The sequence below is a fragment of the Pseudomonas sp. B21128 genome (assembly GCF_044218865.1).
Classification (GTDB): Bacteria; Pseudomonadota; Gammaproteobacteria; order Pseudomonadales; family Pseudomonadaceae; genus Aquipseudomonas; species Aquipseudomonas iridis.
Genome location: NZ_CP162590.1, coordinates 2,845,181 through 2,871,395, shown reverse-complemented (window position 1 = coordinate 2,871,395; position 26,215 = coordinate 2,845,181). Strand labels below are relative to the sequence as shown.

Genomic DNA, 26,215 nt, shown 5'->3' with positions numbered 1-26,215 from the left:
GGGCGATCCGAAACGAACAACGGTGATGAAGGCATGGGCCAATGCTAGCCCGTAAATGAACAAAAATCGTAAAACCTGCGCAGATCGATTGTGGGAGCTGGCTTGCCAGCCCCACAGGAATTGTAGCCAGCCTTCAGGCTGCGAAGCATGCACTATTCCGGTGCATATCGGCAGACCTGTTTACTTGAGGCTACCCGACAGGAACTGCTGCAGGCGTTCCGATTGCGGATTGACCAGCACTTCGCGCGGATTACCACTCTCTTCAACAACACCTTTGTGCAGGAACACCAACTGGTTCGACACTTCACGGGCAAAGCCCATTTCGTGGGTCACGACCACCATGGTGCGGCCTTCCTGAGCCAGCGCCTGCATCACCTTCAAGACGTCGCCGACCAGTTCCGGGTCGAGCGCCGACGTCGGTTCGTCGAACAGCATCACTTCCGGTTCCATCGCCAGCGCTCGGGCAATTGCCACACGCTGCTGCTCGCCACCGGACATGTGCCCCGGGAACGCGTCCTTGCGATGCGCCACGCCCACCTTGTTCAGGTAGTGCTCGGCTTTCTCGCGGGCTTCGGTCTTGGAAACGCCGAGCACGTGCACCGGCGCTTCCATGATGTTTTCCAGCGCGGTCATGTGCGACCACAGGTTGAAATGCTGGAACACCATCGACAGGCGCGAACGCATGCGTTGCAGCTGTTTCGGATCAGCGGCTTTCAGCGCGCCGTCCTTGTTCGCCACCAGTTTCAGCTCTTCGTTATTGAGCAGAATTTTGCCCGCGTGCGGCTGCTCGAGCAGGTTGATGCAGCGCAGGAAAGTACTTTTGCCGGAGCCACTGGAGCCGATGATGCTGATCACATCGCCGGCTGCCGCTTTCAGGGAAACACCCTTGAGCACTTCGTGACTGCCATAGCGTTTATGCAGGTCTTGGACTTCAAGTTTGTACATGCGGTCGGTTCTCACAAAAACAGTCAGTCAGTCGTTGAGCAAGCGCCCGTGACGCAGCGCTTCGCGCCCCGCCACCTTGGCCAGCCAGAAACCGGGTTGGGCATAGCGCAGCCGTTCAATGGCAAACAGCACCCCGGACGTACCAGCACACACCGTGCTGACCCGATCGGACACAGGGTCGATCACTTCAAAAATCTCGTCACCGGCTTCAACCCACTCGCCGGGTTTACGCAGAAAACTCACCACGCCCGGGTGGGGCGCGAACAGCAATTGTGTGCCTTCAAACGGCATGCCTTCGCACGCCTCGTGCGCCGCCTTCGGCCACTCGCCGGTAATCAAACCTTGCTCGGCGAGGAACGCCAGAATGCCTTCAGCATACGCCTGGGCTTCAGCGCGACCGGTATCGGCCTGACCGCCCAGCTCAATGGTCGTCGCCAGGCACGCCAATGGAATCTGCGCATCGGGGAACTGCCGCGACAGGCGCAACCACGGCAGCGAACACGCTTCGTCGAAGGAGCTGCCGCCGGAATCTTCCGCCAGCAAACCGACTTTCACATTCAGATGCGCCGCCAGCGAACGCCACTGCGGCCAGTGCTGCGGCAGCGCGTACATGTGCAGCGCGGCTTCAGCGTCGCAGTGCAAGTCGAGCACCACATCAGCGTTGCAGGCGTGGCTGAGCAAGACGCGTTGCATGCCTTGCAACTGGCTGCTCGCCGCAGGCAACGCCGCCAGATGATCAGCCATCGCCTGACGGATCAGGCGAACGTTGGCGTGTGGATCATCACCGAGGCTGTCGGCCAAAGCTGCCGCAACCGGCGCGCTCAGCTCAGCGAAATCACGGTTGAAATTCTTGCCGCTGCCCGCCTCGAAACGGCCCTGGTGATTGCCTTGCAGCAATTGCCCCAGGCCCAGCGGATTGGCCACCGGGACCAACTCGATCACGCCGTTGAGCAAGCCTTTTGCTTCGAGTTCGCCAAGGCGCTTTTTCAGCTCCCAGGCGGTGCGCATGCCCGGCAATTCGTCAGCGTGCAGGCTCGCCTGAATGTAGGCCTTGCGCTCGCCGCCTCCGAAACGGAACACCGAAATCTTGCGCTCGCTGCCCAGGTGGCTCCACGGTAATACGTGATCGATGCGTTCCATATCAGTGCTTCCGCGGGGCCAGGTAGCTCAGCCAGCGGCGCTCGGCCAGCTTGAACAGCTTCACCAGAATGAAGGTCAGGCACAGGTAGAACACGCCAGCGGTGATGTACGCCTCGAACGGCAGATAGAACTGCGCGTTGACGGTACGGGCCGCACCGGTAATGTCGATCAGGGTCACGATGGACGCCAGACTGGTGGTCTGCAGCATCATGATCACTTCGTTGCTGTACTGCGGCAGCGCCCGGCGCAGGGCCGACGGCAACAGGATGCGTTTGTACAGCTTGAAGCGCGACATGCCCATGGCCTTGGCCGCTTCGATCTCACCGTTCGGCGTGGCCTTGAGGCTGCCGGCAATGATTTCAGCGGTGTAGGCGCTGGTGTTGACCGCGAACGCCAGGCACGCGCAGAACGTTGCACTGGACAGCCATGGCCAGAGGAAGCTTTCACGTACGGCCTCGAACTGCGCCAGACCGTAGTAGATCAAAAACAGCTGCACCAGCATCGGCGTGCCGCGAATCACGTAGGTGTAAAGCCACGCGGCGCCGTTGACGACCGGGTTCTTCGAGACGCGCATCAGGCCCAGTGGCAACGCCGCCAGCAAACCGAAAAACAGCGAAAACGCGAGCAATTTGAGGGTGGTCACCAGGCCGCCGAAGTACAGCGGCAGAGCCTCCCAGATGACGTTGTAGTCGAAGATCATAGATCAGCCGCCCTTACGCCTACCGAGTAGCGCTTCTCAAGTTGACGCAGTATCAGCAACGAAACGCTGGTGATGACCAGGTACATCGCCGCCACTGCAAGGAAGAAGGTGAAAGGCTCGCGGGTAGCATCAGCCGCCTGCTTGGCCTTGAACATCATGTCTTGCAGACCGACCACGGAAATCAGCGCAGTGGCCTTGGTCAGTACCAGCCAGTTATTGGTGAAGCCCGGAATCGCCAGACGAATCATCTGCGGCACCATCACCCGGAAGAACACCTGAAAACTGCTCATGCCGTATGCCATGCCTGCCTCGGCCTGGCCTTTGGGAATGGCCATGAACGCACCACGGAAAGTTTCCGACAGGTACGCACCGAAGATGAAACCGAGGGTGCCGATACCGGCGGCCAGCGGATTCAAATCGATGTAATCGTCATAGCCCAGCATCGGCGCAACGCGGTTGAGCAAGTCCTGACCACCGTAGAAGATCAGCAGGATCAGCACCAGATCGGGAATGCCGCGGATCACCGTGGAATACAGATCGCCCAGCCAGGCCAGCCAGCGCACCGGCGACAGGCGCAACGCGACACCGATCAGCCCGAGAACGATGGCCAGGGCCATGGAAGACAAGGCGAGCTGAAGCGTCAGCCATGCGCCATCGAGGATGACAGCCCCGTAGCCTTTCAACATGATTCAGGTCCTCGAAAGTTGGGATGAAAAAATGGCGCAAACCTCAGAGATCCTGTTGCTTGCGCCATTTCGGACTTGTCGCAGAGACGTGTTACTTGCCGTAGATATCGAAGGCGAAGTACTTGTCCTGGATTGCTTTGTATTTGCCGTTTTCACGGATGGCCGCGATAGCGGTGTTGATCTTGTCTTTCAGGGCGTCGCCCTTGCGCACTGCGATGCCTACGCCGTCGCCGAAGTATTTGACGTCGGTGAAGGCCGGGCCAACGAAGGCGAAACCTTTGCCTGCGTCGGTTTTCAGGAAGCCGTCATCCAGCAGGGTCGCGTCAGCCACGGTGCCGTCGAGGCGACCGGCGGCCACGTCCAGATAGATTTCGTTCTGCGAACCGTACGGCTTGATCTCGGCACCCAGTGGGGCCAGGACTTCGCGGGCAAAACGCTCGTGGATCGAACCACGTTGCACGCCGATGTTCTTGCCCTTGAGCTCAGCCAGACCTTCGCTGACCTGAGTGCCTGCCTTCATGACCAGGCGGGCCGGAGTGTTGTAGTACTTGTTGGTGAAGTCCACAGACTTCTTGCGATCATCAGTGATCGACATGGACGACAGGATCGCGTCGATCTTACGCACTTTCAGTGCCGGGATCAGGCCGTCGAATTCTTGCTCGACCCACACGCACTTGACCTTCATTTCTTCGCAGAGGGCGTTGCCGATGTCGTAGTCGAAACCGACGATGTTGCCGTCCGGCGACTTCGACGCGAACGGAGGGTAAGCCGCTTCGATACCGATTTTCAGAGGTTTTTCATCTGCGAAGGAATTGAGCGACAGCACGGACAGTGCCAGGGCGCCAAGCAGCACAAGTTTCTTCATCTTGGGACTCCATCGGTAAAGGGCAAAAACGGCAGAGTGAGCGACAGCCCAATATGCGAATGGTGAATCGAGAAATCGGTTGCTGCATCGGTGGGAAATTTCCCATTGAAACCGTCGCAGGTTTCAACGTCAGCCACGATGAGCGGGTGATCGGCATTCTAACGACAGGCCCGAAGCCGATATTTCTTCAATGCGACAACTAATTACAGATGCACAGAGAAACCCGCTTGAGCACATTGACAGCCCCGCACTTTCATGCAAGAGCGAACGATTGTGAACCGATCTATGCTGCAAATTGCGGGCCTATTATTCGCAAACCCTTCTAATCCGGCAAGCGCAGCGTTATGTCTTATTTTTCACTGGCGGGTTTGAGGCTCTAAAACGGGGCGATGCGTTTCCCTATGCCCCGGTTTGGCGCCAGCGGTTACATATTCGGTTACGTGAATCTGGCCCGGTAACAGTGGGAAATGTCTTACGGCGCAGATCGATAATTATTGGTTGGGTGGGTTTGCGGACTGATAGCGGACTACATCGGTGCCCGACAAATTGCCTTCGCGAGCAAGCCCGCTCCCACAGGGATCTGCATTGTGTCTGAAGGTACTCGGTCAAACTGTGGGAGCGAGCTTGCTCGCGAAGAGGCCAGACCTGCCACAACAAAACCTCCAGACACAAAAAAACCCCGCCCGGCAATCACCGGGCGAGGCTTTCAATGCATCAGACCGAAGGCTTACGCCACATTCATGGTCTTGTGCGTATCAATCAAATGCTGCACCACACCCGGATCAGCCAGGGTCGAAATATCGCCCAACCCGTCGTATTCCGCCGTAGCAATCTTGCGCAGAATCCGGCGCATGATCTTGCCCGAACGCGTCTTCGGCAAGCCCGGCGCCCACTGGATCACGTCCGGCGAAGCGATCGGCCCGATCTCCTTGCGCACCCAGTTTTTCAATTCCAGACGCAGTTGCTCACTTGGCTCTTCACCGCCAATCAAGGTGACATAGACATAAATGCCCTGCCCCTTGATGTCGTGCGGCACACCGACCACCGCTGCTTCAGCGACTTTCGGGTGGGCAACCATGGCACTTTCGATCTCGGCTGTGCCCATGCGGTGGCCAGACACGTTGAGCACGTCGTCGACACGCCCGGTGATCCAGTAGTAACCATCGGCATCACGACGTGCGCCGTCACCGGTGAAGTACATGCCACGGAAGGTCTTGAAGTAGGTGTCGACGAAGCGGTCATGGTCGCCATACAGCGTACGCGCCTGACCCGGCCACGAATCGAGAATCACCAGATTGCCTTCGGCCTCGCCCTCGATAATGTTGCCAAGGTTGTCGACCAGCGCCGGCACCACACCGAAGAACGGACGCGCCGCCGAACCCGGCTTGAGCGCGTGAGCCCCCGGCAGCGGGCTCATCATGTTGCCGCCCGTTTCGGTCTGCCACCAGGTATCAACGATCGGGCAACGCGACTTGCCGACATTCTTGTAGTACCAGTCCCAGGCTTCCGGGTTGATCGGCTCGCCCACCGAACCCAGCAGACGCAGGCTGCTGCCATCAGCGCCTTCAACGGCTGCCTGACCCGAGGCCATCATCGCGCGGATCGCGGTCGGCGCGGTGTAGAGGATGTTGACCTTGTGCTTGTCGATGATCTTCGCCACCCGGGTGATGTCCGGATAGTTCGGCACGCCTTCGAACAGCAACGTGGTCGCGCCATTGGCCAGCGGGCCGTAGACGATGTAGCTGTGGCCAGTGACCCAGCCGACGTCGGCGGTGCACCAGTAAACTTCGCCCGGGCGATAGTCGAACACGCGCTCGTGGGTCATCGCCGCGTACAGCAAGTAACCGCCAGTCGTGTGCTGCACGCCCTTCGGCTTGCCGGTCGAGCCAGAGGTATAAAGGATGAACAGCGCTTCTTCAGCGCCCATCTCTTTCGGCGCGCAAACGGTGCCCGCCACTTTCATCAGGTCTTCGTACCAGATGTCGCGATGCTGGTTCCACTTGATCTCGCCGCCGGTGCGCTTGCACACGATGACTTTCTGGATGCTGCTGGTTTCCGGATTGGTCAGCGCGTCGTCGACGTTGGCCTTAAGCGGGATCTTCTTGCCGGCACGGATGCCTTCGTCGGCGGTGATCACCACTTTCGATTTGCAGTCGATGATGCGACCGGCCAGTGCTTCCGGCGAGAAACCGCCGAACACGACCGAGTGAATTGCGCCGATCCGGGTGCAGGCCAGCATGGCGACCACGGCTTCGGGAATCATCGGCATGTAAATGGTCACCACGTCGCCGCGGTGTACGTCCTGACCACGCAGGGCGTTGGCGAGCTTGCACACTTGTTCGTGCAGTTCGCGGTAGGTGATGTTGCGGCTTTCGGAAGGATCGTCACCTTCCCAAATGATCGCGACTTGATCGCCGCGCTCGGCCAGATGACGGTCGAGGCAGTTGTAGGAAACGTTCAAGGTGCCATCGGCAAACCACTTGATGTCGACATGGTGATCGTCGAACGATGTCTGTTTCACCGTGGTGAAAGGTTTGATCCAGTCGAGACGCTTGGCCTGCTCGCGCCAGAAACCGTCAGGGTTGACGACCGACTGCTGGTACATGGCTTTGTAGGTCGCCTCGTCAGTCAGCGTGTTAGCCAGAACCTCGGGACGAACGGGATACAGAGAAGCCGCACTCATCTTTCCTACCTCGGTGTAATAGTTGTTTTTGTATGACCCTGTTGTAACGGGACCGGGCCCATAGAACCATTCGACGATGGTAGTAACAAGCCCCTACAAAACGTCCAGATATCCCTCGCGCAGGCCTTACACCGCACGGTCAAATCACCGCGGCCCCTGTGGGAGCTGGCTTGCCAGCGATTCAGGCCACTCGGTCTATCAGACACACCGCTTCGCCGCAGACACGACATCCAGCGATTGTTACCAAATCTGCCAAAAGTGTTTATCAAAACCCGCTCTGTTTACCCCTGCCCTACCTCCCTAAAATTCACCTCGCCAACAAGGCAAAGCGATTAACAACGTTACAGCCCCCACGAAGGCCGTTAATCCAGCTCTCCAGGTAATGCATCAAATACTCAAGCTCCACACGCAACCCCAAAAAGGTTGCGTGACCCCACTCGACCTCAAAAAGGTAACTTTGAAATGAAAGCTTTATTGGTTCTGGCCCTCAGCAGTCTGTGCGTAACCGCCATGGCAGACGAGGTCCCGACTGATGTCGCACAGCAACAACCGATCATCGAGGAATACACTTACTCGACTCACCTGGACATCGCCAACGTTGTATCGATGAGCGAGATTCCCAATGTCTGCGAAGTGGTACCGGCGAAAATGGAGTACGACGACTCCAAAGGCCAGCGTCACATCCTGCGCTATAGCGTGATGGGCAACGGCTGCACCAATTGATGATTGAGACTGCACCGAATTGAACCGCTCTGCGCAACATTGAGGGTCGATTCCAGCCCGACTTCGGTCGGGCTCAGTTGTGTCTGAAGTCGTTTAAAAGGCTTGCAAAACACTAGATGTAGTGAAAAACGCAGTTTTTTGTACGTTTTTTGATCAAATCCACAACTGCGATATTTTTCCAAAAAAAAATCTATCCCCGGCAAAGCCCTGTAAACCCTCACTCTCCTCGAAAAACCATCCTCCTCGACCGCTCCATGTGCGGATTCGCCTCAGCACAGCCGTGTTTTTTTCCCTATAATGCCGCCCTAATCGGGACAGCAATATTCCCTTACAGGGATGAAAAGCCAGTCTGAAGCCCCGCAGCAGCGTCCAACGCTGATTGCGCCCGTCAGAGGCTCTCGGAACCCCGAACAAAATTCTGTTTTATTGCCTGCCTTAGCTGCTGCAAAAAACGATTCCTTTAGATCCAACGCGGTCTGTATGGCCGTGTGAAAAACCAACCATCAGGTTTCACACGGGCGACAGGCCCTCACGCAGGAGACGACACGTCATGCTGAGCTGGGACGAATTCGACAAAGAAGACAGTGAAGTAGCAGCAGTGAAAGGCGCCAACGCCGGCCACGCTACCGAAGCCAACATGGACCGCCTCGACAGCGCCGGCGGTGCCGCCGCCCTCGAAGCACGCGCCGTAACGGCCAGTGACTCGGCTGCCGTGGCCCGCGCCAAGGCTGCACTGAACTCCCTCGACGTCGCCGAAGGCCTCGCCGAACTCGAAGGCGCCTCCGCCCGCGTCGCCGTTGACGAAAAGCGCATGATCAACTGCCGCGCCGACCTCAACCAACTCGTGCCATTCAAGTACGACTGGGCCTGGCAGAAGTACCTGGACGGTTGCGCAAACCACTGGATGCCGCAAGAAGTCAACATGACCGCCGACATCGCCCTCTGGAGAAACCCGGAAGGCCTGACCGACGACGAGCGCCGCATCGTGATGCGCAACCTCGGCTTCTTCTCCACCGCCGACTCGCTGGTTGCCAACAACCTGGTCCTGGCCGTGTACCGCCTGATCACCAACCCGGAATGCCGCCAGTACATCCTGCGCCAGGCCTTCGAAGAGGCGATCCACACCCACGCCTACCAGTACTGCATCGAATCGCTGGCCATGGATGAAGGCGAGATCTTCAACATGTACCACGAGATCCCATCGGTCGCGAAAAAAGCCACCTGGGGCCTGAAATACACCCGTTCGATCTCCGATCCGAAGTTCGAAACCGGCACCGTCGAAACCGACAAAGAGCTGCTGCGCAACCTGATCGCTTACTACTGCGTTCTGGAAGGCATCTTCTTCTACTGCGGCTTCACCCAGATCCTCTCCATGGGCCGCCGCAACAAAATGACCGGCGTCGCCGAGCAGTTCCAGTACATCCTGCGCGACGAATCCATGCACCTGAACTTCGGCATCGACGTGATCAACCAGATCAAAATCGAAAACCCACACCTGTGGGACGCCGAGATGAAGGAAGAAGCGACCCAGATGATCCTGCAGGGTACGCAGCTGGAGATCGAATACGCCCGTGACACCATGCCTCGCGGCGTACTGGGCATGAACGCGGCGATGATGGAGGATTATCTGAAGTTCATCGCTAACCGTCGTTTGTCGCAGATTGGTTTGAAAGAAGAGTACCCAGGGACGACTAACCCGTTCCCTTGGATGAGCGAGATTATGGACTTGAAGAAAGAGAAGAATTTCTTTGAGACTCGTGTGATCGAATACCAAACTGGTGGTGCTCTGAGCTGGGACTAACTAATAGTCTCGCTCGCCACGATTTGACGATTGCTGCCTGAGTCGACAAGTCGAGAAAGCAAAAAGCCCCGATTTAATCGGGGCTTTTTTATGGGCGATGGGTAATCCGTTTCCATCCCTACACCGCAGCGCTAAATCTCCTACAGCAGTTACAGCCGCTTCAGCATTGATACCCGCTTGATGGGTGTCCATCTGAGCGAACGCATGGTCAACAAACTGGACAAGGATCAGCGTCGCGTTTAGTGGATTGAGTATTTCCGACAACCCGAAAAACAACTGATGCTCAGCGAGTCCGGCGTCTACGCGCTATTGGTGTATCACTACGTTCCGGGGAATCGATTGTTGCGTGAGTGGTTGACTCATCAGGTGGTGCCGGCCTTGCGCGATGCTGAACACTTGGGCCATTCAGATCGGCCGCTGTTGAGTTTGTTGGATTGGCCGGAGATGTCATTGAGTCTGCTGCATTGGCAGGATGAAAGTTGGATTCGGCTGCGGGACATGCCCTATCTGTTGAGCGATCAGACACCACGAAAAGCTATGACGACGAAGCCTTGGTGGCGAAGGCTCGCTCATGCGTTTCAGTCGTCGAAGCATTCAATGGGGAAAGCGATGCTCTTGTAGGATCACATGCGAGATCCTTCGCTATTTTTTGTAGGAATTTTCGTAGACAGCAGTAATGGCCACTCAGTATCGTCCGAGGGTTTTCAACCCTCGGCGACTGTATGGATACCTCGAAAGAAAAGACTGGCTGGAGCGATGAGGAGCTAGAGGCTTCGGTGGACGCTTATCTGAAGATGTTGGCTCTTGAGCAGCAAAACCAGCCATTCAAAAAGGCAGACGAAAACCGTCTGTTGCGTGAAGGCCCACTGAGCAAACGCAGTGCCTCCTCCGTCGAGTACCGCATGCAGAACATCTCTGCGGTGATGGAGCAATTGGGGCAGCAGCGAATTACTGGCTACGTTTCTGCAAAGAACCTTGGTTCTGGCGTGAGTAAACGGATCAAGGAACTCCTCGCGAAGAAGGGCATCCACGCATTACGAAAAGGCGAACAGCGAGCTGTTACATTTACTCCGCTTCAGTTGGTCGAGGTCACTGCACCTCAACAAAATGAAGCGCCAGTGGGCGTTCTTAACCCTAAAGAGACGACCTCCACTGTCGTGAGACTTGCCCGCGCCCAGAGCGTAAAGAAATGGGTACTCAAGCACTCCCAAGGCATTTGTGAAGGTTGCGGGCAAACCGCACCATTCGTTAGTGCAAACGGCCGCCCCTTTCTTGAAGTCCACCATGTTAAGCACCTTATTGATGGCGGAACCGACCGCATATGCAACACGGTCGCGCTGTGCCCGAACTGCCATCGTCGTTGCCACCATTCCCGCGATAAAAAAGAGTTCACCGCTGAGTTTTATAAGAAAGTCGAGCGGTTGAGGCCTGAATAGAGGATCAAACTTGTGCCGGGGAATCCCAGCGTCCTAAGGGCTCTGCACTGACCTCCAAATTAAACAGCGACAATTCCTAACCTGATCCAAGACCCGTCCTACAGCCTCAATGCATCACCTTCGTTAACGTCGCCCGGCTTCTTTCCGGTGCTACCGATAAATGAACGAAAGGATGATCAGTGGCTGGCAAAAAGGATATTCCCCGGGTCAGGAACCCACCTTCAGGTGACGGGCATCACGTCACCTACCGGTTCATGAACACGACCGAACTGGCCGAGCGCGAAGCCAGGCAGAACGCTTACGAGGCCATGCTCGCCCGGCAGGATGCGTTTGAGGGCAGCCTGCAGGTCGCTGTCAAAAAAGACGAGGCGGTTCGGGCCGGATGCGTGTTCGCGAAGTCTTGCAAGCTGCCGGATGCAATCATTGATTACTCGAATCCCTGCGGGATGGTGCCGACCGACAGCCTGAGGAATTACGGCGAATTCGCGTTGCTCGGTACTCGTGAGGCCGATGATGCCGGGCTGCTGAATCTGCAAACCATTAGCGGCAATACCGTTTCACTCGGCCTCGGGCGCCTTGCTCTGCGAAGCCCGACACTCGCCACGCCAGCAACAGGTCTTGGAGCCGCCATCGGCGCTACCGGTGCCGCACTCATGACCGGCATGGTCGCTTTGCTCTGGACGCCCAGCCTGGGTGACAGCGCTCTCTACACCGAGGAACAATTGCGCGCCCTCAAGCAGGCCCGCACCCGAGTTCGCCTGCGCATCGAGCAACAAACCGATGGCAGTCTCAAAGGTTATGCCTTCTACACTGGCAAGAATCGCGACTGGGAAATGGTCGATGTCGTGAAGCTGGAAACCCGCGACAGCCAGTACGTCGCCAACCTGGGTGAAGGCGTCGAGCTGATCTGGACACCCGCCGTTGACGGCTCCGACATCCTCGGCATTCCTGCTCTGGAAGCCGCCCCGCAGGCCCCGCACATCTGGGTTTACCCGCCAACAAAAGCGGCGAACGACATCCTTGTGAATCCGGTTTACCCACCGGAGTACAGGGATTTCATTCTGGTGTTTCCAGAGAGTTCGGGGGTCAGGCCGGTTTATATTGTGGTGAGTGTTTCTGATCACAAATATCATCCGGCACCGTCCGGACTTGCAGCGTTCCCGGACGCGATCAAGGCAGATCGTAAGACTTCCGTTAAAGGAGGCGGCGGGCTTAGAAAGCGATGGAAAACCAGAAAAGGACTGATTTTTGAATGGGACTCACAACACGGTACTGTCGAGATGTATGACAAACGAGGTCGCCATCTCGGTGAGTATGACCCAGCAACTGGCGCGCAAACCAAACCAGCGGACGGCACGAGGACAGTAGAACCATGATCTATCTAATCGAGGCATTTGATAAAGAAAGCAGTTTCCTGGCTTTTGAAGAGGAACTCCCAAGTGGATCAGATCAGGCGATAAAAACCATCATGGGATGGACGGTGGAACAGCAAGGATGGGAGGGATACGATCTCTCGCACGAACAGCTTGGAGCCCTGGAAAAACTACTGGGGAAAGAAATCTATAACCCTGCTTATAAATTCCAGCTCAGCTGCAATGTGTAAACGATGGTTCTGACACCGGTGAGCAGAACAAACCGGCCTCTGCAAAGAGAAGGATAGAACCATGACTCACGTAATTTATGCGTTTGATCGATCCTCCGAAGCCCTGATTTTCGAAGTGCCTATTTCGGCAGAGGCTATCGAGCAGCTGCGAGTCATCATGAAATGGAACGACGCAGAAGACGAACTCTACGGTTACGATCTTGATTTTCAGCAGCTAGCACAACTGGAAACGTTGACCGGAAAATCTTTCTACGATCCTCAATACGATTACCAACTCGCTAGCTACGGAAACTAAAAATTTAGTCGCCTATCGTGTCTTGCGAGGTTGCTGTCGGGATCGACGATTGAGTTGATCCCACCAATCGCCAGCAGGCTGGCTCCCACAGATTCCGCATCATCCTGAAAACAATCAGTGCAACCCGCGCCACCTCCCGCTATTAATACCCCTCCCCCACTCAAGGATCCGAGCCCCACCATGAAATTCGATCTCGCCTACTGCCTCAGCCTCGACGACAAGTTGTCGATCTATGACGTTCGCGATCTCAATTTCGACGAGACGGTGGCGTTCGATTCCGCCAAAGAACACTTCCAGTGCCCCAACGATGCCTGCCGCTCTGCGTTCGAGGCTTCCAACGAGTTGGGCACGTTCAACGCCAAGAACGTGAATTACGTTCGCACGCCGCACTTCAAGAACCTGCCCACGACGCAGCATGTGGTGGGTTGTCCTTATGTGAGTTTGAAAGCTTCAGCCTCGGGAGTTGAAGCGGCAGATGGCGAGGCGGATGACGGTCGCGAGGAGCACTTCCCGTCGGAGCTGTTGCTCACGCGGCGTGAGTATGTGCGCAAACCTGTCGCGCCCGCGGGAGCTGCGGATGTGTTGCGCGATGATCCGGTTCGGGTAGCGGCGGACAGTGGAAAAGAGTCCGCAAATCGTGAGTCGGCGCCGGACAAGACCAGTGTTTTCGCGCATCCGGTGGAGTGTTTTGTTTCCAACTTCGCGGACAAGGATTTGCTCAAGCGGATGCCGTTGAAGGTCGGTGAGCATTCGGCGCCGTACAGTTCGTTCTTCAAGAAGATCGAGTATCTGACGGACAACAAGGGGCTGATTTACTGGGGGCGGATCAAGAAGATTGAAGACTTTCACAGCGGCGCCAGTTTCCGGATCGATTTCGTAGACAAGGTCTGGTTCAAGAAGCCGGAGGACAGTAAGAAGAAGCCTTATGCGGTCAGTGTTTATCTGAACAAGAAGCTGATCGACAACTACCGCAAGCGCAAGGCGTTTCTGGAGGAGATCAAGCACGCCGCTGATAGCGACAAGGCGTTGTTCTGTTTTTTCTTTGGTGTGACGCCGGAGTTGAAGCAGGTGCCGGGCAAGAAGAACCCCGAAAAGCCTTTCGAGGTCTTCAATGCCAATATCGAGAACCTGGATCACTTCATTATTCGTGAAGCGCCGGGTCTGGAGTGACGGTTAACCCCGGGGCAGTTGCAGTTTGACGGCGCCGGGGTGTTGCTTGACGACGGAGTACGGCAGGATCGACCAGTCTGGCGCATCGCAAGCGCGGGCCACACGAGCAAAGTAAGGGCCGAGATAGAGACCTTTCGCGGTGAAGTACCAGGGTGAGTATCCCCAAATGCTTTCGTCGCTGTAGTCGCAAGCGTTGTCGTCGTCCTCCGCTGGTTTCTTCATTTCATTGGGGTAAAGCGTGGTGAACTGCTTGATCAGCCAAGGCACCAGCACTTCGCGCTGATAAGTTGAATACGCTTCACTTTCCGAAGCACTCAACGGCTGGTCACCTGTGCTGTCGCGGTCGGCATGTGACAGTGGCTTGCCCGCTCCGACCCATAACACGTCAGCCAAAGACAACGTATGGCCGGTTCGTACATCAAGGTTGAGGGGTGAATCGCCGAAGTCCGGATGTGCACCGCCACAGTAATAGCTGGTGGAGATGTTAAGACTGACCACCGCTGGCGAGATCATCTTCGGTTCTGCTTGTTGCATGAAGTCGGTGTTCACGCCGCCTTGCAGCAGGCAGCCGTGATAACTGATCACCTCGCGCCACAACCTGCCGAGCAACTGCTGATTGACCCGCTGAAGGTCATCTTTTGGTAAACCGGATTCCACGCTGAACAAGGAGATCTTCGACTCTGGCTCAGTCCACCACTGCAGGTCGTAGCCCATGAAGTTTTCTTTCTTCGCGGGTTTGAGCTTGAGTCCCTGTAGGCGCAAATACTCATACGGTGCACTTTGGGGCAGCGTGGCAATAAATGGCAAAGTCATTGAGGTCGGCGCTGGGAGTTTGGCCTCAGCCAGCTTCACCGGCAGTTTGTTACCCTGCGGACTTTGCCATTCACCCTGCCAGCCGTTGCCGGTTTCTTCCAGCTTCAAAGTTGGTAACGGCTCATCTTCGCCATAGCGGTTTTCACCTTCTACCAGCGTCAAAGTGCTTTCGTGCAACGAACCGCTGAGTGCCAGATCGCGATGGTATTTCTCGTAGAAATAGCGGCCATTCACTTCGTCCGGCTGCGTGGTATTGAGCTCCACCACAATCGGTGTTTTACCCAACGTACCGGTGAATACGCGTCGGCCATCTTCAGCATGGGCGGCGGAAATCAGTGTGAACAGCGCCGCGGCGTATGGCGCCAGGCGCAGCAGTCCCTTGAGCATGAGTCGATCCCTGAATGAATGAGGCTGCGAAGTATGCAGAGGATGCGCGCAGGAATCGAGGCTCTACTTGAGCAGCATCCCCAGCATCACGACTATCAACAATCCAACATAAACCCACGCATGCACCCGATCCGGTATCCGCCCGATCCATCGCGTCGCCAATCGAATCCCCAGTAACGACCCCACCGTCAACAGCGCAAACGCCAGCAGATCCACATACCCGATGAACCACGGCCCGAGATCTGTCTCGCTGATACCGGCCAGCGCCATGTACGTCAGGGTCCCGGCCACTGCCACCGGCACGCTCAGCGGATTGGCCATGGATGTGGCCTGGGACATGCTCAACCCGCAACGGCGCAGGAGCGGCACGGTCATGACGCTTCCTCCTACACCAAGAAACGTCGCGATAGCACCAATGCCTACACCGCCGCCGGACGTTTCTATCCTGCCCAATCGGCGTGGGACTGCGTCTTTAGCGTGTGTGAGGAATCCGCGTCGCAGCAGGCAATCAATGATGGTCACGCCAAGGTAGGCGATGAACGCATAGCGGATGACTTCGCCGCTGACCCACACGGCGGCGATCGCGCCGAGGATCGCGCCCAATCCGATGAACCCGCCCAACGGCCAAAGGTAATCGCGAATGAGATTGCCGGCGCGGCGGTGTTTGTCGGTGGCGATCAGTGCGTTGACGATCATCACGCAGGTCGAAGTGGCGACGGCGATGTGCATCGCTGATTGGCCGATGGGGTCGTCGGCGCCGTGGCTGGCGGTGAGCATTCGGTAGAGCAGCGGCACAACGACGAAGCCGCCACCGAACCCAAAGAGCACCGCGGTGACGCCGGTCAGGCAGCCGAAGAGTGTCAGCAGGAGATAGAACATGGTGGGTCGTCCGGTTGTGGGGAGCGGTCGACGATAAAGCGACAGGGCTTGGCCTGCTTCAGCAAGTCAGCCAATAATGTTTGCGTTTACGCCAACCACTGAGCACCACTTGATGCGCAATGTTTCGATCAATCTGCTGGATGACACGCCGCGCCCGGTGGTGGCGATCGGTACGGATTATTCCCACGGTCATCTGCTGCCCTTTCATACGCATCGTCGAGCGCAATTGCTCTATGGCGCGACGGGAGTGATGCAGGTCAGCACCCATGACGGCAACTGGGTGGTGCCGCCGCAACGGGCGGTGTGGATTCCGCCGGGGGTGGCGCATGAGGTGTTGATGCTTGGGGTGAGTACCCGAAGTTTGTACATCGAACCGGGGGCGGTTGATTTGGGCGAACGCTGTCAGGTCATCGACGTGTCACCGTTGATGCGCCATCTGCTCATGGAAGCGGTGGAGGTTCCGCTGGCCTACGACCCGAGTGGGCGCGACGGTTTGCTCATCGATTTGTTGCTGCACGAAATTACACGCAGTGCTCCGTTGCCCCTGCACATTCCGTTGCCGGTCGACGGAAAACTACTCGCGCTGTGTCAGAACTTTCTGCATCAGCCCAACGCCCATCAGTCGCCACAACATTGGGCCGAGCAGTTACACATAAGCTTACGCACCTTCAACAGAGTGTTTCGCCAGCAGACCGGGATGAGCTTCAGTGAGTGGCGGCAAAGGGCCTGCGTGGTGCTCGCGTTGGCACGGTTGGCGGCGGGTGAAGCGGTGACGCGAATAGCCTTGGACTTTGGCTACGAAAGCCACGCAGCGTTTTCGACGATGTTCCGGCGCATCCTCGGCCAGCCACCGTCCGTCTGGTTGGAGGCGACAAATCAGGCCAAATCAAAAAATGCGTTTGATCCCGACTGAAAACAACTGTACAAAAACACAGTACATTTTCAATCAGCACTCTTGAGCCCGGAGCACACCATGGCCTCTCTTGCGATGAACCACATCCTCGAACGCATTGCCCTTTTCCAGTTCACCCCGACGCACTGCGTGCAGGCCAGAGGAATGCTGGGCTGGAGCGTGGAACAGCTATCGCGGGAGGCTGAAGTTTCGGTAGGCGACATTCAACGGTTTGAAGCGCAGCAAGAGGTGGCGGACGCGGCACGCCTGGCGTTGGCCTACCGGTTTGAGTCGCAGGGGCTGGTGTTTTTTCCCGGGTTTGCGCCGGGACGTAGTGCGAGTTTGAACGCGATGGCTTCGGAATCAGCAGGGCATGGGGAATATGCGATGGCTGAGTGAGGGTTTGTGGCGACGGGATGGATTCCTCGTCACCACCAAAGTCAACATCAGCACCGACTGAAGGGGATCAGGCGTTCTGCACAACTCCCTCACTCTCCCCTTCAACCCCCAACCACCAGGCATTGCCGCGCTGCGGTTGACTGATGTTGAACGCCTCCCCCATTTGCGGCGTCGTGATCGAAATGCTGCGCTCCCAGGCCAGCGCCAGAATCCGATCGAACGGTTCATGCCAGGCATGCATCGCCAGGTCGAAAGTGCCGTTGTGGATCGGGAACAGCCAGCGGCCCTTTAGGTCAATGTGGGCTTGCAGGGTTTGTTCGGGTTGCATGTGCACATGGGGCCATTCGACGTTGTAGGCGCCGGTTTCCATCAGTGTCAGGTCGAACGGGCCGAACTGTTCGCCGATGCGTTTGAAGCCATCGAAGTAGCCGCTGTCACCGCTGAAGAAGATGCGTTTGTCGCCGTCGATCATCACCCATGACGCCCACAAGGTGCTGTTGCCGTCGAACAGGCCACGACCGGAAAAGTGCTGCGATGGGGTGGCGATGAAGCGGACACCGGCGATTTCAGTGCCTTGCCACCAGTCAAACTGGCGCACCTTGTTCGCGTCGATGCCCCACTTGATGAGTGTGTCGCCGACACCCAACGGGGTCAGGAACAGATTGGTTTTGACCGCCAGCCTGAGCACCGCCTCGTAATCAAGGTGGTCGTAGTGGTTGTGGGACAGGATCACTGCCTCAATCGGTGGCAACTGGTCGAGGCTGATCGGTGGTTGGTGGAAACGCTTCGGGCCGGCCCATTGCACGGGCGAGGCGCGTTCAGCGAAGACCGGGTCGGTGATCCAGAATTTGTCCTGCAGCTTCAGCAACAGGGTCGAGTGGCCGAGGCGAAAAACGCTGTGGTTTGGCGCTGCCAGCAGATCTTCACGGGTCAGCGGTTGCACCGGAATTGCCGCGGCAGGTCGGGTATTGCGGGGTTTATGGAAGATCATGTTCCACATGATCCGTAGCATTTTGCGCAAGCCTTCGCGTTGCACCGGCGCATGATTGCGGAACAGCCCTTGATCCTGTCGAGAGGCTTCAGGCGTGGATGTTTTATCCGGAACGGAAACTGGATTGGCCATGACTGAGTGACTCCAGAAAACCCGCGCTATTCACGGTTTTCCTCGGTGGGACGATAAATGGCCAAAGCACGCACGCATCAGCCGAAACGGTCTGTTTTTTAGGCTGCGAGGATTAACGCAACATTACACTCGACGGTGTAGTTTCTAGGTTGCATCAAACAAGATGACAAGTAAACTGCCAAGTGTAACTTCACTCTTTTCCTGCCGAAGCGTACTCATGACAGCTCCACAGCGCCTCACCGACCGCAAACGCGAAGCCATCATTCAGGCGGCGATTGCCGAGTTCCGTGCCAACGGTTACGAAATCACCAGCATGGACAAAATCGCGGCGACTGCCGGTGTGTCGAAGCGCACGGTGTACAACCATTTCCCCAGCAAAGAAGAGCTTTTCGCCGAAATTCTCAACCAACTGTGGGCGCGTATCAGCGCAGAGCAAGTCGTCACGTACAGCGCGGATCAGCCGTTGAGCGGGCAATTACGTCAGATGTTCCTGGCCAAGCTGCAATTGATGGCCGATGACAACTTCCTCGGACTCGCGCGCGTGGCGATTGCCGCGACCATCCACTCTCCAGAGCGTGCGCAGGATATGGTCGCGCGCATGGGTGAGCGGGAGGAAGGCCTGACCGTGTGGATTCGTGCCGCTCAGGCTGATGGCAGGTTGAATGTTGTGGACGCGGATTTTGCTGCGAAACAGGTGCACGGTTTGCTGAAGTCATTCGGCTTCTGGCCGCAGATTTCCATGGGCCAGCCGCCACTCGACGCGGCGATGCAAAGCAGCGTTGCCGAATCGGCATTGGAAATGTTTCTGGCGCGTTACCAACAATGAGCCACCGGCTCGCACATGACGCAGCTCAATCATCAGCAAACTTTACAATGTTTCTAAGCAGGTAAATCTTGTACAAGATTATAAAGACTGTATAAGATTTGCCCGTCAGCCTGGATGCTGGCAATTTAGCGGCAATGCTGAACATTTTTCACGCATTCGACCTGCCAGCGCGGGAACAAGGACACCAGTCACGTCTTTTTCCTACTTCCGGGGTACTGCTCACATGTTCTTCAATCGCCACAAATCCGCCCTCGACAACCTCCAGCAAATCATCACTGAACAGAATGGTCTCCTTGACGCCATCAACCGCTCCATGGCGGTGGTCGAATTCGATCTCGACGGTGTGGTGATGCGCGCCAACGAAAACTTTTTCAAGACCATGGGCTATCGCGCCGAGCAGGTAATCGGCCAACCGCATCGAATGTTCTGCACGGCCGCGTTTGGCCGCAGCGCTCAGTACAACGAACTGTGGTCACGCCTGAAAAACGGCCAGTTTCAATCCGGCACCTTTGAACGGGTCGACAGCCAGGGCCGGCCAGTCTGGCTCGAAGCCAGTTACAACCCGATCAAGGATGCCGCCGGACGCGTGGTGAAAGTGGTCAAGTACGCGATGGACGTCACGGCCAAGGTGCAGCAGGAGAGCGAGGCCAATGCCAAGTTGGACGCTATCGACCGGGCGATGGCGGTGATTGAATTCAACCTCGACGGCAGCATTATCACGGCCAACCAGAATTTTCTGACGCGCATGGGCTACACACTCGCCGAGCTCAAAGGCAACCATCACCGTTTGTTCTGCACCGCAGAATTGGTCAACAGCAGCGCGTATCAGGATTTCTGGCGACGGTTGAATCAGGGGGAGCTCTTTCAGGGCCAGTTCGAACGCGTCGACAAGCGCGGCCAGACTGTTTGGCTGGAGGCCAATTACAACCCGGTTTACGACGCCTCCGGCCGTTTGTGCAAAGTGGTGAAATTCGCTTCGGACGTCACCGCTCGGGTCGAACAACACGAGCAAGACGCGCGCAGTGCCAGCGCCGCCTATCACATCTCGGTCGAGACGCGGAAAGTCGCCGAACAAGGCACTCAGGTCATTCAACAAGCGGCCAGCGAAATGCGCGAAATTGCCGAGGACATTGCCGCGTCTTCGACGCTGATCGCCCATCTGGGTGAACGCTCGGAGCAGATCACGGCCATCGTCAACACCATTCGCGCGATTGCTGACCAGACCAACTTGCTGGCGCTCAACGCTGCCATCGAAGCGGCGCGCGCCGGTGAACAGGGCCGTGGTTTTGCGGTGGTGGCCGATGAAGTGCGGCAACTGGCGGCGCGTACCAGCGGCTCCACAGCGGAAATTTCCAACATGATCGGCTTGATCCAGAGCGAAACCCGCCAGGCGATCAAGAGCATGGACGGCACCCGCGATCGTGCGGCCCAAGGCGTGGAACTGGCGGATCAGGCGGGTACGGTGATCTTGCAGATTCGTGATGGCGCCAGCGAAGCGGTGCAGGCGGTGAGCATGTTTGCCAATGAGCGGGCGCCGAATTGAGGGTTGTGCAGAGGCGATAGACCGAGTCGCGACCTTCGCGGGCAAGCCCGCTCCCACAGGGGCTGAGTCAATCACACATGTTGTGTACGACTGCTGAACCTGTGCGGACTTGCCAGCGAAAAGGCCGGCCGCCACTACGCAGAGCTATAGTGACGGCACGTCCGAAGTCCTGCCGAGCACACCATGAATAGCGAAAAACCCGAAACATCCCCCGCCCCCATCGATCACCTGCGCTTTCACCGGCCCCACGCCCACCTGAACACGACTTTCGGCAACGACGCCTTCGCCCTGCGCGCCGAAGCCTTTGCGCGGTTCTTCGGCACGCCGCTGTTCCTTGGCGCGCAAACCTTGATTGTTGCGGTGTGGATCGGCCTCAACGTTTGGGGCGTGACTCAATTCGACGTCTACCCGTTCATCCTGCTGAACCTGGCCTTCAGCCTGCAGGCAGCCTACGCCGCGCCACTGATCCTGCTCGCGCAAACCCGTCAGGCCGCGCGAGACAAAGCGCAGGCTGACGCCGATGCGCAGCACCGCGAAGCGCTGGCACAGGCCAACACCGAACGTCAGGCTGAAGCGGCGAAGAACTCCGCGCAATTGCTGGCGCTACTGGAACAAAACACCCGCCTTACCGAAATGACGAAAAACCTCACGGAGCGCATCGAAGGCCTAACCAGCGAGCTGCACGCTCACGTGTGCCAGAACCCACAGCGTTGATCAGGGCAACCGCAAGGCTCGCCCTGGTTCACGTGACCGCCCAGCGCATGATGGCCACGATCTACGGAATTTATTCAGCAGCGTGGTCGGTCGATCTGGTATTCGGCGTTTCATACGCGGGTGTGTCGGGTGGAGCGAGAATATTGATTTGGCCAGTGAGTATTGCGATGTACTCACAGGCCCCATCGCTGGCAAGCCAGCTCCCACAGGTTAGGTGTTGCTCTGAAGATCACGCCGTACCTGTGGGAGCTGGCTTGCCAGCGATGGGGCCCTGACAGCCACAGCCAAAACCTCAGCCCCGTACCAAACTCCGCACCGCTTCAATCTCCGGCACTTCACGCTTGCTCATATACACCCGCAACGGCTCGGTGATGTTGATCCGGTCGTCAATATTCTGATCCAGCAGCAGCTGAATCAGCTCTCGCTTCAACGTCATGGTCGTTGGCGAAATCGGGGCCCAGACGAATTCGCTGGTCGGGATAATGCCGTCATCCGCTACGTCCATGCCGAATGAGTCTTCGCTGAAACGCACAATGTACTGGCCGGTCTTGCGGTTGAGGCCGACAAAGCCCTTGAGGTCGTCGGCCGCCTGGCAGATGAGTTGGGAGGTGATGCGCATGGTAAACCTCACGAAATGTTGATCGATGGTTTACACGCAGGACAACTGAACGGCGCGCCCTCTGCCGGGACGTCTGCCGAGGGCAAGCGTACTGCAAACAGCACCACAAAAGTGCAGGAAATATCGCTTTTAATAGGTTTATGTCGGTCTGGCGATAGCATGCAATCGATTCAGTTGTTAAAAGGTACGTCTTTTAAAATGCCCTGCGAAAGGAACTCGACCATGCCCGCCACTTTCACCAAAAGCGCCCTCATGCTGAGCCTGTTGCTTGGCTTCAGTCAGGCGCATGCCGCCACGCACAGCGATCCGGGCGCCGTGGCTGCGGCTCACGGCATCCCGCACCCGGCGGTGATCGCCCACCGTGGCGCGTCCTTCGATGCACCGGAATCCACCGCTGCAGCCTATAAACTGGCCCGTGACCTCGGTGCCGACTATCTGGAAATGGACCTGCAACGCAGTAAGGACGGCGTGTTGTTCGTGCTGCACGATGACAATCTGCAGCGCACCACCGACGTTGCCAGTAAATTCCCGGATCGCAAGGACAGCCCGGCCAACGCCTTCACCATGGCCGAGCTGAAAACCCTCGATGCCGGCAGTTGGTACAACACCCAATACCCGGACCGCGCGCGCCCGTCCTACGCCGGGTTGAAAATCCTCACCCTCGATGAAGTCATCGACATCGCCCAAGCCAATCCGCAGCACAAACCGGGCCTGTACATCGAGACCAAAGAGCCGCAGTTGTTCCCCGGCCTCGAAAAAGACTTGAAGGAGAAACTGCAGGATCGCGGCTGGCTCAGCCCGGCCGGCTCGAAACTGGCGAAAAGTGCGTTGGGTGTCGGTCAAGGCAAAGGCAAGGTGATCCTGCAGACCTTCGAGAAAAACAGCCTCGAGCTGCTGCAAAAGGAAATGCCGCAAGTGCCGAAGATTCTGCTGCTGTGGGTCGGCGAAGGCAGCATAGAGCCGAAATCCAAGGTGACGTTTGCCGAATCCGGTGAGAAAGACAAAAACGCTTTCTATGGCAAGCAGGAACCGAAATCCGAAGCTGAATTCAAAAAGTGGATTGATTACGCCAAGGCTCAGGGCGCTATCGGCACAGGCCCTTCGGCGAAGCTCACCCAAGGTGGCGACCAGAGCTATTCGGATCTGGTGCAACCGTGGATGAACCAGTACACCCATGACCAAGGGATGCTGGTGCATGTCTACACGGTCGATGAACCGGTGGACTTCGAAAAAGTCATGGCCGCAGGCGTCGACGGTATCTTTACCAACCGCGCCAGTGAACTGTTGAAGTTCTACAAACACCCGGCGGCCGGTAGTGTTGATCAGGTGTTAAAGCGCAACGGTTTATGATCGCTGAACAACGCGCCTTCATCGCGGGTAAAGTACGCTCCCACAGCTTCTATGCCCGCGTTGTATCAAGAGTTTGCAAATTTAAGGGTGAATTAAGTTGCGCTGGCTAATCTGAACTCACTTCAACAGAACACGCACTTAAACAAACCAAGGAATGAACTTATGAAAACTTTGACTGCCCTGTTTACCGCTGCTGCCCTGACCCTCACCGCTGGTATCGCTCAGGCTGATGTACGCGTCGATCAGATCCCTGAGTTGGTCAAGTCCGGCAAGATCAAGTCGCTGGAATCGATGAACGAGGCTGCACTGAAACTGCATCCGGGTGCGACCATCACTGACACCGACCTGGACAACCACTTCAACGGTTACGAGTATGAAGTTGAATTGAAAACGGCTGATGGCAAAGAGTTCGACGTCGACTTCGATGCCACCACTGGCAAAGTGCTGAGCGACAAGCAAGACACTTGATATACCGTTTAACCAGAGCCGCACGATTGTAAGATCGTGCGGCTTTTTTACGTCTGGGGTCTGGCCTGGATGATGTGTCGCAAGAAAAATCGCCCCCCTCACCCCAGCCCTCTCCCCCGAGGGGGCGAGGGGGAAAGGGAGCCGATCGGGGAATAGTCGAATCCGGAGCTCGACACTGAATCTTCAGGTCGATGGATGACGCGAGAACACTCCGGTCGGTCCCCTCTCCCCCCGGGAGAGGGCCAGGGTGAGGGGCCATGGCATCACGCGCTCAAGCGGGCGGTGACTTCGTTCAGTTGCCCGGACAGGCCGTGCAGATTCTGGCTGGCGCTTTCGGTGCGCTGCACATTGTCGAGGTTGGTGCTGGCGATCGAGGTGATCTCGGTCAGGTTGCGCGAGATGTCCTCGGCGACCGAAGTCTGCTCTTCGGCGGCCGTGGCGATCTGACGGTTCATGTCGCGAATCGCTTCCACCGCGTGGGTGATGCGCTCCAGCATGGCGCCTGCCTGCGTCACTTGCTCAACGCTTTCGTCGCTGCGGGTCTGGCCGCTATCGATGGCTTGCGCCGCGTCTACCGCGCCCGTCTGCACACTCTGAATGATCTGGTTGATTTCGATGATCGACTCCGCCGTGCGCTGCGCCAGGTTGCGCACTTCGTCAGCGACCACCGCAAAACCGCGCCCGGCCTCACCGGCGCGCGCCGCTTCAATCGCGGCATTGAGCGCCAGCAGGTTGGTCTGTTCGGCGATGCCGCGAATCACTTCCAGCACTTTTCCGATGCGTCCACTGTCGGCTTCCAGACGACGAATGACCGTGGCGGTGTTGGCGATTTCGCTGCGCATCAGCGTGATGGAATGGATGGTGCTTTGCATGACCTTTTCACCCTGCTGGGCGGACTGGTCAGCATCGTCGGCGGCTCGCGCGGCATCGGCGGCGTGACGCGCGACTTCCTGGGCGGTGGCGGACATTTCGTTCATCGCCGTGGCCACCTGATCAGTGCGGTTGAACTGCTCGTTGGTGCCGCCGGCCATGGTCGTGGCGATGGCGTTCAACTCGCCGCTGGCGCTGTCCAGATCACTGGCGCTGCGCTGCAAACGGGTGAACGTATCCGCGAGAAAATCGCGCAGGGTATTGGCTGCGGCGGCGAGGTTACCCAGCTCATCCTGACGGTCGCTGACCACCCGTTCGGCCAGTTTGCCGCGGCTCAGTTGGGTGACGTAGTCGATGAGGTTGCGGATCGGTTCGATCAGGTTGCGGTTGACCAGCCACAGGCTCAACAGCCCGATCAACAGACCCGAAGCGAGCATCACCAACAGCCCCAGCCATACGGTGCGATCGGCCTCGGCACTGATCAGCGCCGACTGCTCGGTGCCCTGCTTGCGCAATTCGGCGACCAGCTCGCTCATCTGATCGCTGGCGGCGCGATCGACACCTTTGACAGCGGCGTCGCCGGCAGCAGAATCGCCACCCGCGGCGACGTAGGCATCACGGCCCTTCTGGTAGGCGCCGGCCAACTGACGATGCTCTTCACGCAAGCGCTCGATGCGGGTTTTCAGGCTTGGCTCGATGCCTTTCTGGCTGGCCAGCTCGCCGAGGATTCTCTGCACATCGCGCTGGCGATCTTCAAACTGACTCCAGTACTTGGCCAGATCCGCAGGCTGCTTGCCGCGCAGCAGGACGTTTTTCCATTCCTGTACCTGCACCTTGAATTGCAGGTTGGCTTCATCGATCAATTGCGAAGTGTGCAACGGGCCGGCGATCAATTGGCTGTAGCTTTGCACGCCGTTGGAGAGGAAGTGAAAACACGCCAGCGCGATCAACAACACCGCCAGCAGGCTACCGCTCAGCAGGGCGAGAATTTGCGCTCTCAGGGATTTTTGCAGCATCGCAGATACTCAGGACAGGGATGAGGCACGCCAGTAAAAGGCGTGAAATATTGCCGGACGTCCCTGTCGGCGAACCTTGGCCAACGGCCAGTGGCGCGCAACCTAACTCACCTGAGATCGGCGCGCCAGAGCCCTTCTTGAACGAATCGCGACCGCCGGTAACACTTTGATTTGACGTCATTTAGCTGTCACACAAACGTCATGTGACATTGCGATGATTTGGGGTTGCGAGGCGGTGGGCATTTCGCAAGCGTGGGGATTATCAAGAT

25 protein-coding genes and 1 pseudogene are annotated in these 26,215 nt (G+C 57.4%); 15 read left to right on the top strand and 11 right to left on the bottom strand.

All coding sequences use genetic code 11. From position 1 onward, the window contains the following. Nucleotides 1–180: 180 nt before the first annotated feature. The 6 genes from AB4P91_RS12735 to acs all read right to left on the bottom strand — a co-directional run bounded on the left by AB4P91_RS12735 (nt 181) and on the right by acs (nt 7,019). Entirely contained in the window at nt 181–945 is a 765-nt protein-coding gene (locus tag AB4P91_RS12735) for an ABC transporter ATP-binding protein (protein WP_395604897.1), read from the bottom strand. Between the two features lie 27 nt (nt 946–972). Continuing rightward, nucleotides 973–2,085 (bottom strand): M14 family metallopeptidase, encoded by a 1,113-nt coding sequence (locus tag AB4P91_RS12730; RefSeq protein ID WP_395604896.1) that lies wholly within the window; start codon nt 2,083–2,085, stop codon nt 973–975. A gap of 1 nt (nt 2,086) precedes the next feature. Continuing rightward, complete coding sequence (locus AB4P91_RS12725) at nt 2,087–2,785, bottom strand: ABC transporter permease (protein WP_042560548.1); 699 nt, start codon at nt 2,783–2,785, stop codon at nt 2,087–2,089. Then, nucleotides 2,782–3,471 (bottom strand): ABC transporter permease, encoded by a 690-nt coding sequence (locus tag AB4P91_RS12720; protein ID WP_007912702.1) that lies wholly within the window; start codon nt 3,469–3,471, stop codon nt 2,782–2,784. The genes AB4P91_RS12725 and AB4P91_RS12720 overlap by 4 nt, the downstream gene beginning before the upstream one ends. 91 nt (nt 3,472–3,562) lie before the next feature. Beyond that, nucleotides 3,563–4,336 carry an ABC transporter substrate-binding protein gene (locus tag AB4P91_RS12715; protein WP_395604895.1) on the bottom strand — a complete coding sequence of 258 codons (774 nt, stop codon included), beginning with the start codon at nt 4,334–4,336 and terminating at the stop codon, nt 3,563–3,565. A 727-nt stretch (nt 4,337–5,063) separates the two neighbouring features. After that, entirely contained in the window at nt 5,064–7,019 is a 1,956-nt protein-coding gene (gene acs, locus AB4P91_RS12710) for an acetate--CoA ligase (protein WP_042560550.1), read from the bottom strand. A gap of 462 nt (nt 7,020–7,481) precedes the next feature. On the opposite strand from acs, the gene AB4P91_RS12705 reads away from it, so the two are divergent. The 8 genes and pseudogenes from AB4P91_RS12705 (at nt 7,482) to AB4P91_RS12670 (ending at nt 14,047) form a co-directional block, all read left to right on the top strand. Continuing rightward, a complete protein-coding gene (locus AB4P91_RS12705; protein ID WP_042560551.1) occupies nt 7,482–7,742 on the top strand; it encodes a DUF2790 domain-containing protein in 261 nt (86 codons plus the stop codon). Nucleotides 7,743–8,292: 550 nt separating this feature from the next. Next, on the top strand, nt 8,293–9,543 hold the full coding sequence (locus tag AB4P91_RS12700; protein ID WP_042560552.1) for a ribonucleotide-diphosphate reductase subunit beta: 1,251 nt from the start codon (nt 8,293–8,295) through the stop codon (nt 9,541–9,543). A 174-nt stretch (nt 9,544–9,717) separates the two neighbouring features. Then, nucleotides 9,718–10,164 (top strand): annotated as a pseudogene (locus tag AB4P91_RS12695) (phage antirepressor protein); the annotation flags it as partial. A gap of 101 nt (nt 10,165–10,265) precedes the next feature. Then, entirely contained in the window at nt 10,266–10,979 is a 714-nt protein-coding gene (locus AB4P91_RS12690; protein WP_150597766.1) for an HNH endonuclease, read from the top strand. 179 nt (nt 10,980–11,158) lie between these two features. Next, nucleotides 11,159–12,355 (top strand): colicin E3/pyocin S6 family cytotoxin, encoded by a 1,197-nt coding sequence (locus AB4P91_RS12685; protein WP_395604894.1) that lies wholly within the window; start codon nt 11,159–11,161, stop codon nt 12,353–12,355. After that, nucleotides 12,352–12,582, top strand: a complete 231-nt coding sequence (locus AB4P91_RS12680; RefSeq protein ID WP_150597765.1) for a hypothetical protein — start codon at nt 12,352–12,354, stop codon at nt 12,580–12,582. Before AB4P91_RS12685 ends, AB4P91_RS12680 begins: the two co-directional genes overlap by 4 nt. Before the next feature lie 61 nt (nt 12,583–12,643). Continuing rightward, the gene (locus AB4P91_RS12675; protein WP_395604893.1) at nt 12,644–12,877 is read left to right on the top strand and encodes a hypothetical protein; all 234 of its coding nucleotides are present in this window, start codon (nt 12,644–12,646) and stop codon (nt 12,875–12,877) included. Nucleotides 12,878–13,057: 180 nt separating this feature from the next. Further along, nucleotides 13,058–14,047, top strand: a complete 990-nt coding sequence (locus AB4P91_RS12670; protein WP_395604892.1) for a hypothetical protein — start codon at nt 13,058–13,060, stop codon at nt 14,045–14,047. Between the two features lie 3 nt (nt 14,048–14,050). On the opposite strand, the gene AB4P91_RS12665 is transcribed toward AB4P91_RS12670, so the two are convergent. Both AB4P91_RS12665 and AB4P91_RS12660 read right to left on the bottom strand, forming a co-directional pair. Continuing rightward, the gene (locus AB4P91_RS12665) at nt 14,051–15,247 is read right to left on the bottom strand and encodes a hypothetical protein (protein ID WP_395604891.1); all 1,197 of its coding nucleotides are present in this window, start codon (nt 15,245–15,247) and stop codon (nt 14,051–14,053) included. A 63-nt stretch (nt 15,248–15,310) separates the two neighbouring features. Continuing rightward, the gene (locus AB4P91_RS12660) at nt 15,311–16,126 is read right to left on the bottom strand and encodes a sulfite exporter TauE/SafE family protein (protein WP_395604890.1); all 816 of its coding nucleotides are present in this window, start codon (nt 16,124–16,126) and stop codon (nt 15,311–15,313) included. Nucleotides 16,127–16,238: 112 nt separating this feature from the next. Between AB4P91_RS12660 and AB4P91_RS12655 the strand changes: the two genes are divergently transcribed. Next, nucleotides 16,239–17,039 carry an AraC family transcriptional regulator gene (locus AB4P91_RS12655; RefSeq protein ID WP_395604960.1) on the top strand — a complete coding sequence of 267 codons (801 nt, stop codon included), beginning with the start codon at nt 16,239–16,241 and terminating at the stop codon, nt 17,037–17,039. A 60-nt stretch (nt 17,040–17,099) separates the two neighbouring features. Then, nucleotides 17,100–17,417, top strand: a complete 318-nt coding sequence (locus tag AB4P91_RS12650; RefSeq protein WP_150592931.1) for an XRE family transcriptional regulator — start codon at nt 17,100–17,102, stop codon at nt 17,415–17,417. Nucleotides 17,418–17,484: 67 nt separating this feature from the next. On the opposite strand, the gene AB4P91_RS12645 is transcribed toward AB4P91_RS12650, so the two are convergent. After that, nucleotides 17,485–18,540 carry an MBL fold metallo-hydrolase gene (locus tag AB4P91_RS12645; RefSeq protein WP_395604889.1) on the bottom strand — a complete coding sequence of 352 codons (1,056 nt, stop codon included), beginning with the start codon at nt 18,538–18,540 and terminating at the stop codon, nt 17,485–17,487. 217 nt (nt 18,541–18,757) lie between these two features. Between AB4P91_RS12645 and AB4P91_RS12640 the strand changes: the two genes are divergently transcribed. The 3 genes from AB4P91_RS12640 (at nt 18,758) to AB4P91_RS12630 (ending at nt 21,623) form a co-directional block, all read left to right on the top strand. Continuing rightward, nucleotides 18,758–19,366, top strand: coding sequence for a TetR/AcrR family transcriptional regulator (locus AB4P91_RS12640; RefSeq protein ID WP_150592929.1), 609 nt, complete (start codon nt 18,758–18,760; stop codon nt 19,364–19,366). Nucleotides 19,367–19,589: 223 nt separating this feature from the next. Further along, nucleotides 19,590–20,909, top strand: a complete 1,320-nt coding sequence (locus tag AB4P91_RS12635; RefSeq protein ID WP_150686878.1) for a PAS domain-containing methyl-accepting chemotaxis protein — start codon at nt 19,590–19,592, stop codon at nt 20,907–20,909. 183 nt (nt 20,910–21,092) lie between these two features. Continuing rightward, nucleotides 21,093–21,623: a DUF1003 domain-containing protein gene (locus AB4P91_RS12630; RefSeq protein WP_042560565.1), complete on the top strand. Its 531-nt coding sequence runs from the start codon at nt 21,093–21,095 to the stop codon at nt 21,621–21,623. A 292-nt stretch (nt 21,624–21,915) separates the two neighbouring features. On the opposite strand, the gene AB4P91_RS12625 is transcribed toward AB4P91_RS12630, so the two are convergent. Further along, entirely contained in the window at nt 21,916–22,242 is a 327-nt protein-coding gene (locus tag AB4P91_RS12625; RefSeq protein WP_115146165.1) for a DUF2025 family protein, read from the bottom strand. A 222-nt stretch (nt 22,243–22,464) separates the two neighbouring features. On the opposite strand from AB4P91_RS12625, the gene AB4P91_RS12620 reads away from it, so the two are divergent. Both AB4P91_RS12620 and AB4P91_RS12615 read left to right on the top strand, forming a co-directional pair. Further along, a complete protein-coding gene (locus AB4P91_RS12620; RefSeq protein WP_395604888.1) occupies nt 22,465–23,592 on the top strand; it encodes a glycerophosphodiester phosphodiesterase in 1,128 nt (375 codons plus the stop codon). Nucleotides 23,593–23,754: 162 nt separating this feature from the next. Beyond that, nucleotides 23,755–24,060, top strand: a complete 306-nt coding sequence (locus AB4P91_RS12615) for a PepSY domain-containing protein (protein WP_150592925.1) — start codon at nt 23,755–23,757, stop codon at nt 24,058–24,060. A 263-nt stretch (nt 24,061–24,323) separates the two neighbouring features. Here the strand turns inward: AB4P91_RS12615 and AB4P91_RS12610 are convergent, their stop codons facing one another. Continuing rightward, nucleotides 24,324–24,932: a methyl-accepting chemotaxis protein gene (locus AB4P91_RS12610; RefSeq protein WP_395604959.1), complete on the bottom strand. Its 609-nt coding sequence runs from the start codon at nt 24,930–24,932 to the stop codon at nt 24,324–24,326. Between the last annotated feature and the right edge of the window lie 1,283 nt (nt 24,933–26,215).

Bases quoted from the DNA above. Each gene is read 5' to 3' on its own strand.
- AB4P91_RS12640 (WP_150592929.1), top strand. From the start codon at position 18,758: ATGACAGCTCCACAGCGCCTCACCGACCGCAAACGCGAAGCCATCATT.
- AB4P91_RS12620 (WP_395604888.1), top strand. From the start codon at position 22,465: ATGCCCGCCACTTTCACCAAAAGCGCCCTCATGCTGAGCCTGTTGCTT.
- AB4P91_RS12630 (WP_042560565.1), top strand. From the start codon at position 21,093: ATGAATAGCGAAAAACCCGAAACATCCCCCGCCCCCATCGATCACCTG.
- AB4P91_RS12680 (WP_150597765.1), top strand. From the start codon at position 12,352: ATGATCTATCTAATCGAGGCATTTGATAAAGAAAGCAGTTTCCTGGCT.
- AB4P91_RS12645 (WP_395604889.1), bottom strand. From the start codon at position 18,540: ATGGCCAATCCAGTTTCCGTTCCGGATAAAACATCCACGCCTGAAGCC.
- AB4P91_RS12655 (WP_395604960.1), top strand. From the start codon at position 16,239: ATGCGCAATGTTTCGATCAATCTGCTGGATGACACGCCGCGCCCGGTG.
- AB4P91_RS12690 (WP_150597766.1), top strand. From the start codon at position 10,266: ATGGATACCTCGAAAGAAAAGACTGGCTGGAGCGATGAGGAGCTAGAG.
- AB4P91_RS12735 (WP_395604897.1), bottom strand. From the start codon at position 945: ATGTACAAACTTGAAGTCCAAGACCTGCATAAACGCTATGGCAGTCAC.
- AB4P91_RS12700 (WP_042560552.1), top strand. From the start codon at position 8,293: ATGCTGAGCTGGGACGAATTCGACAAAGAAGACAGTGAAGTAGCAGCA.
- AB4P91_RS12625 (WP_115146165.1), bottom strand. From the start codon at position 22,242: ATGCGCATCACCTCCCAACTCATCTGCCAGGCGGCCGACGACCTCAAG.
- AB4P91_RS12730 (WP_395604896.1), bottom strand. From the start codon at position 2,085: ATGGAACGCATCGATCACGTATTACCGTGGAGCCACCTGGGCAGCGAG.
- AB4P91_RS12610 (WP_395604959.1), bottom strand. From the start codon at position 24,932: ATGCAAAGCACCATCCATTCCATCACGCTGATGCGCAGCGAAATCGCC.
- AB4P91_RS12665 (WP_395604891.1), bottom strand. From the start codon at position 15,247: ATGCTCAAGGGACTGCTGCGCCTGGCGCCATACGCCGCGGCGCTGTTC.
- AB4P91_RS12650 (WP_150592931.1), top strand. From the start codon at position 17,100: ATGGCCTCTCTTGCGATGAACCACATCCTCGAACGCATTGCCCTTTTC.
- AB4P91_RS12660 (WP_395604890.1), bottom strand. From the start codon at position 16,126: ATGTTCTATCTCCTGCTGACACTCTTCGGCTGCCTGACCGGCGTCACC.
- AB4P91_RS12715 (WP_395604895.1), bottom strand. From the start codon at position 4,336: ATGAAGAAACTTGTGCTGCTTGGCGCCCTGGCACTGTCCGTGCTGTCG.
- AB4P91_RS12635 (WP_150686878.1), top strand. From the start codon at position 19,590: ATGTTCTTCAATCGCCACAAATCCGCCCTCGACAACCTCCAGCAAATC.
- AB4P91_RS12675 (WP_395604893.1), top strand. From the start codon at position 12,644: ATGACTCACGTAATTTATGCGTTTGATCGATCCTCCGAAGCCCTGATT.
- AB4P91_RS12615 (WP_150592925.1), top strand. From the start codon at position 23,755: ATGAAAACTTTGACTGCCCTGTTTACCGCTGCTGCCCTGACCCTCACC.
- AB4P91_RS12705 (WP_042560551.1), top strand. From the start codon at position 7,482: ATGAAAGCTTTATTGGTTCTGGCCCTCAGCAGTCTGTGCGTAACCGCC.
- acs (WP_042560550.1), bottom strand. From the start codon at position 7,019: ATGAGTGCGGCTTCTCTGTATCCCGTTCGTCCCGAGGTTCTGGCTAAC.
- AB4P91_RS12720 (WP_007912702.1), bottom strand. From the start codon at position 3,471: ATGTTGAAAGGCTACGGGGCTGTCATCCTCGATGGCGCATGGCTGACG.
- AB4P91_RS12670 (WP_395604892.1), top strand. From the start codon at position 13,058: ATGAAATTCGATCTCGCCTACTGCCTCAGCCTCGACGACAAGTTGTCG.
- AB4P91_RS12725 (WP_042560548.1), bottom strand. From the start codon at position 2,785: ATGATCTTCGACTACAACGTCATCTGGGAGGCTCTGCCGCTGTACTTC.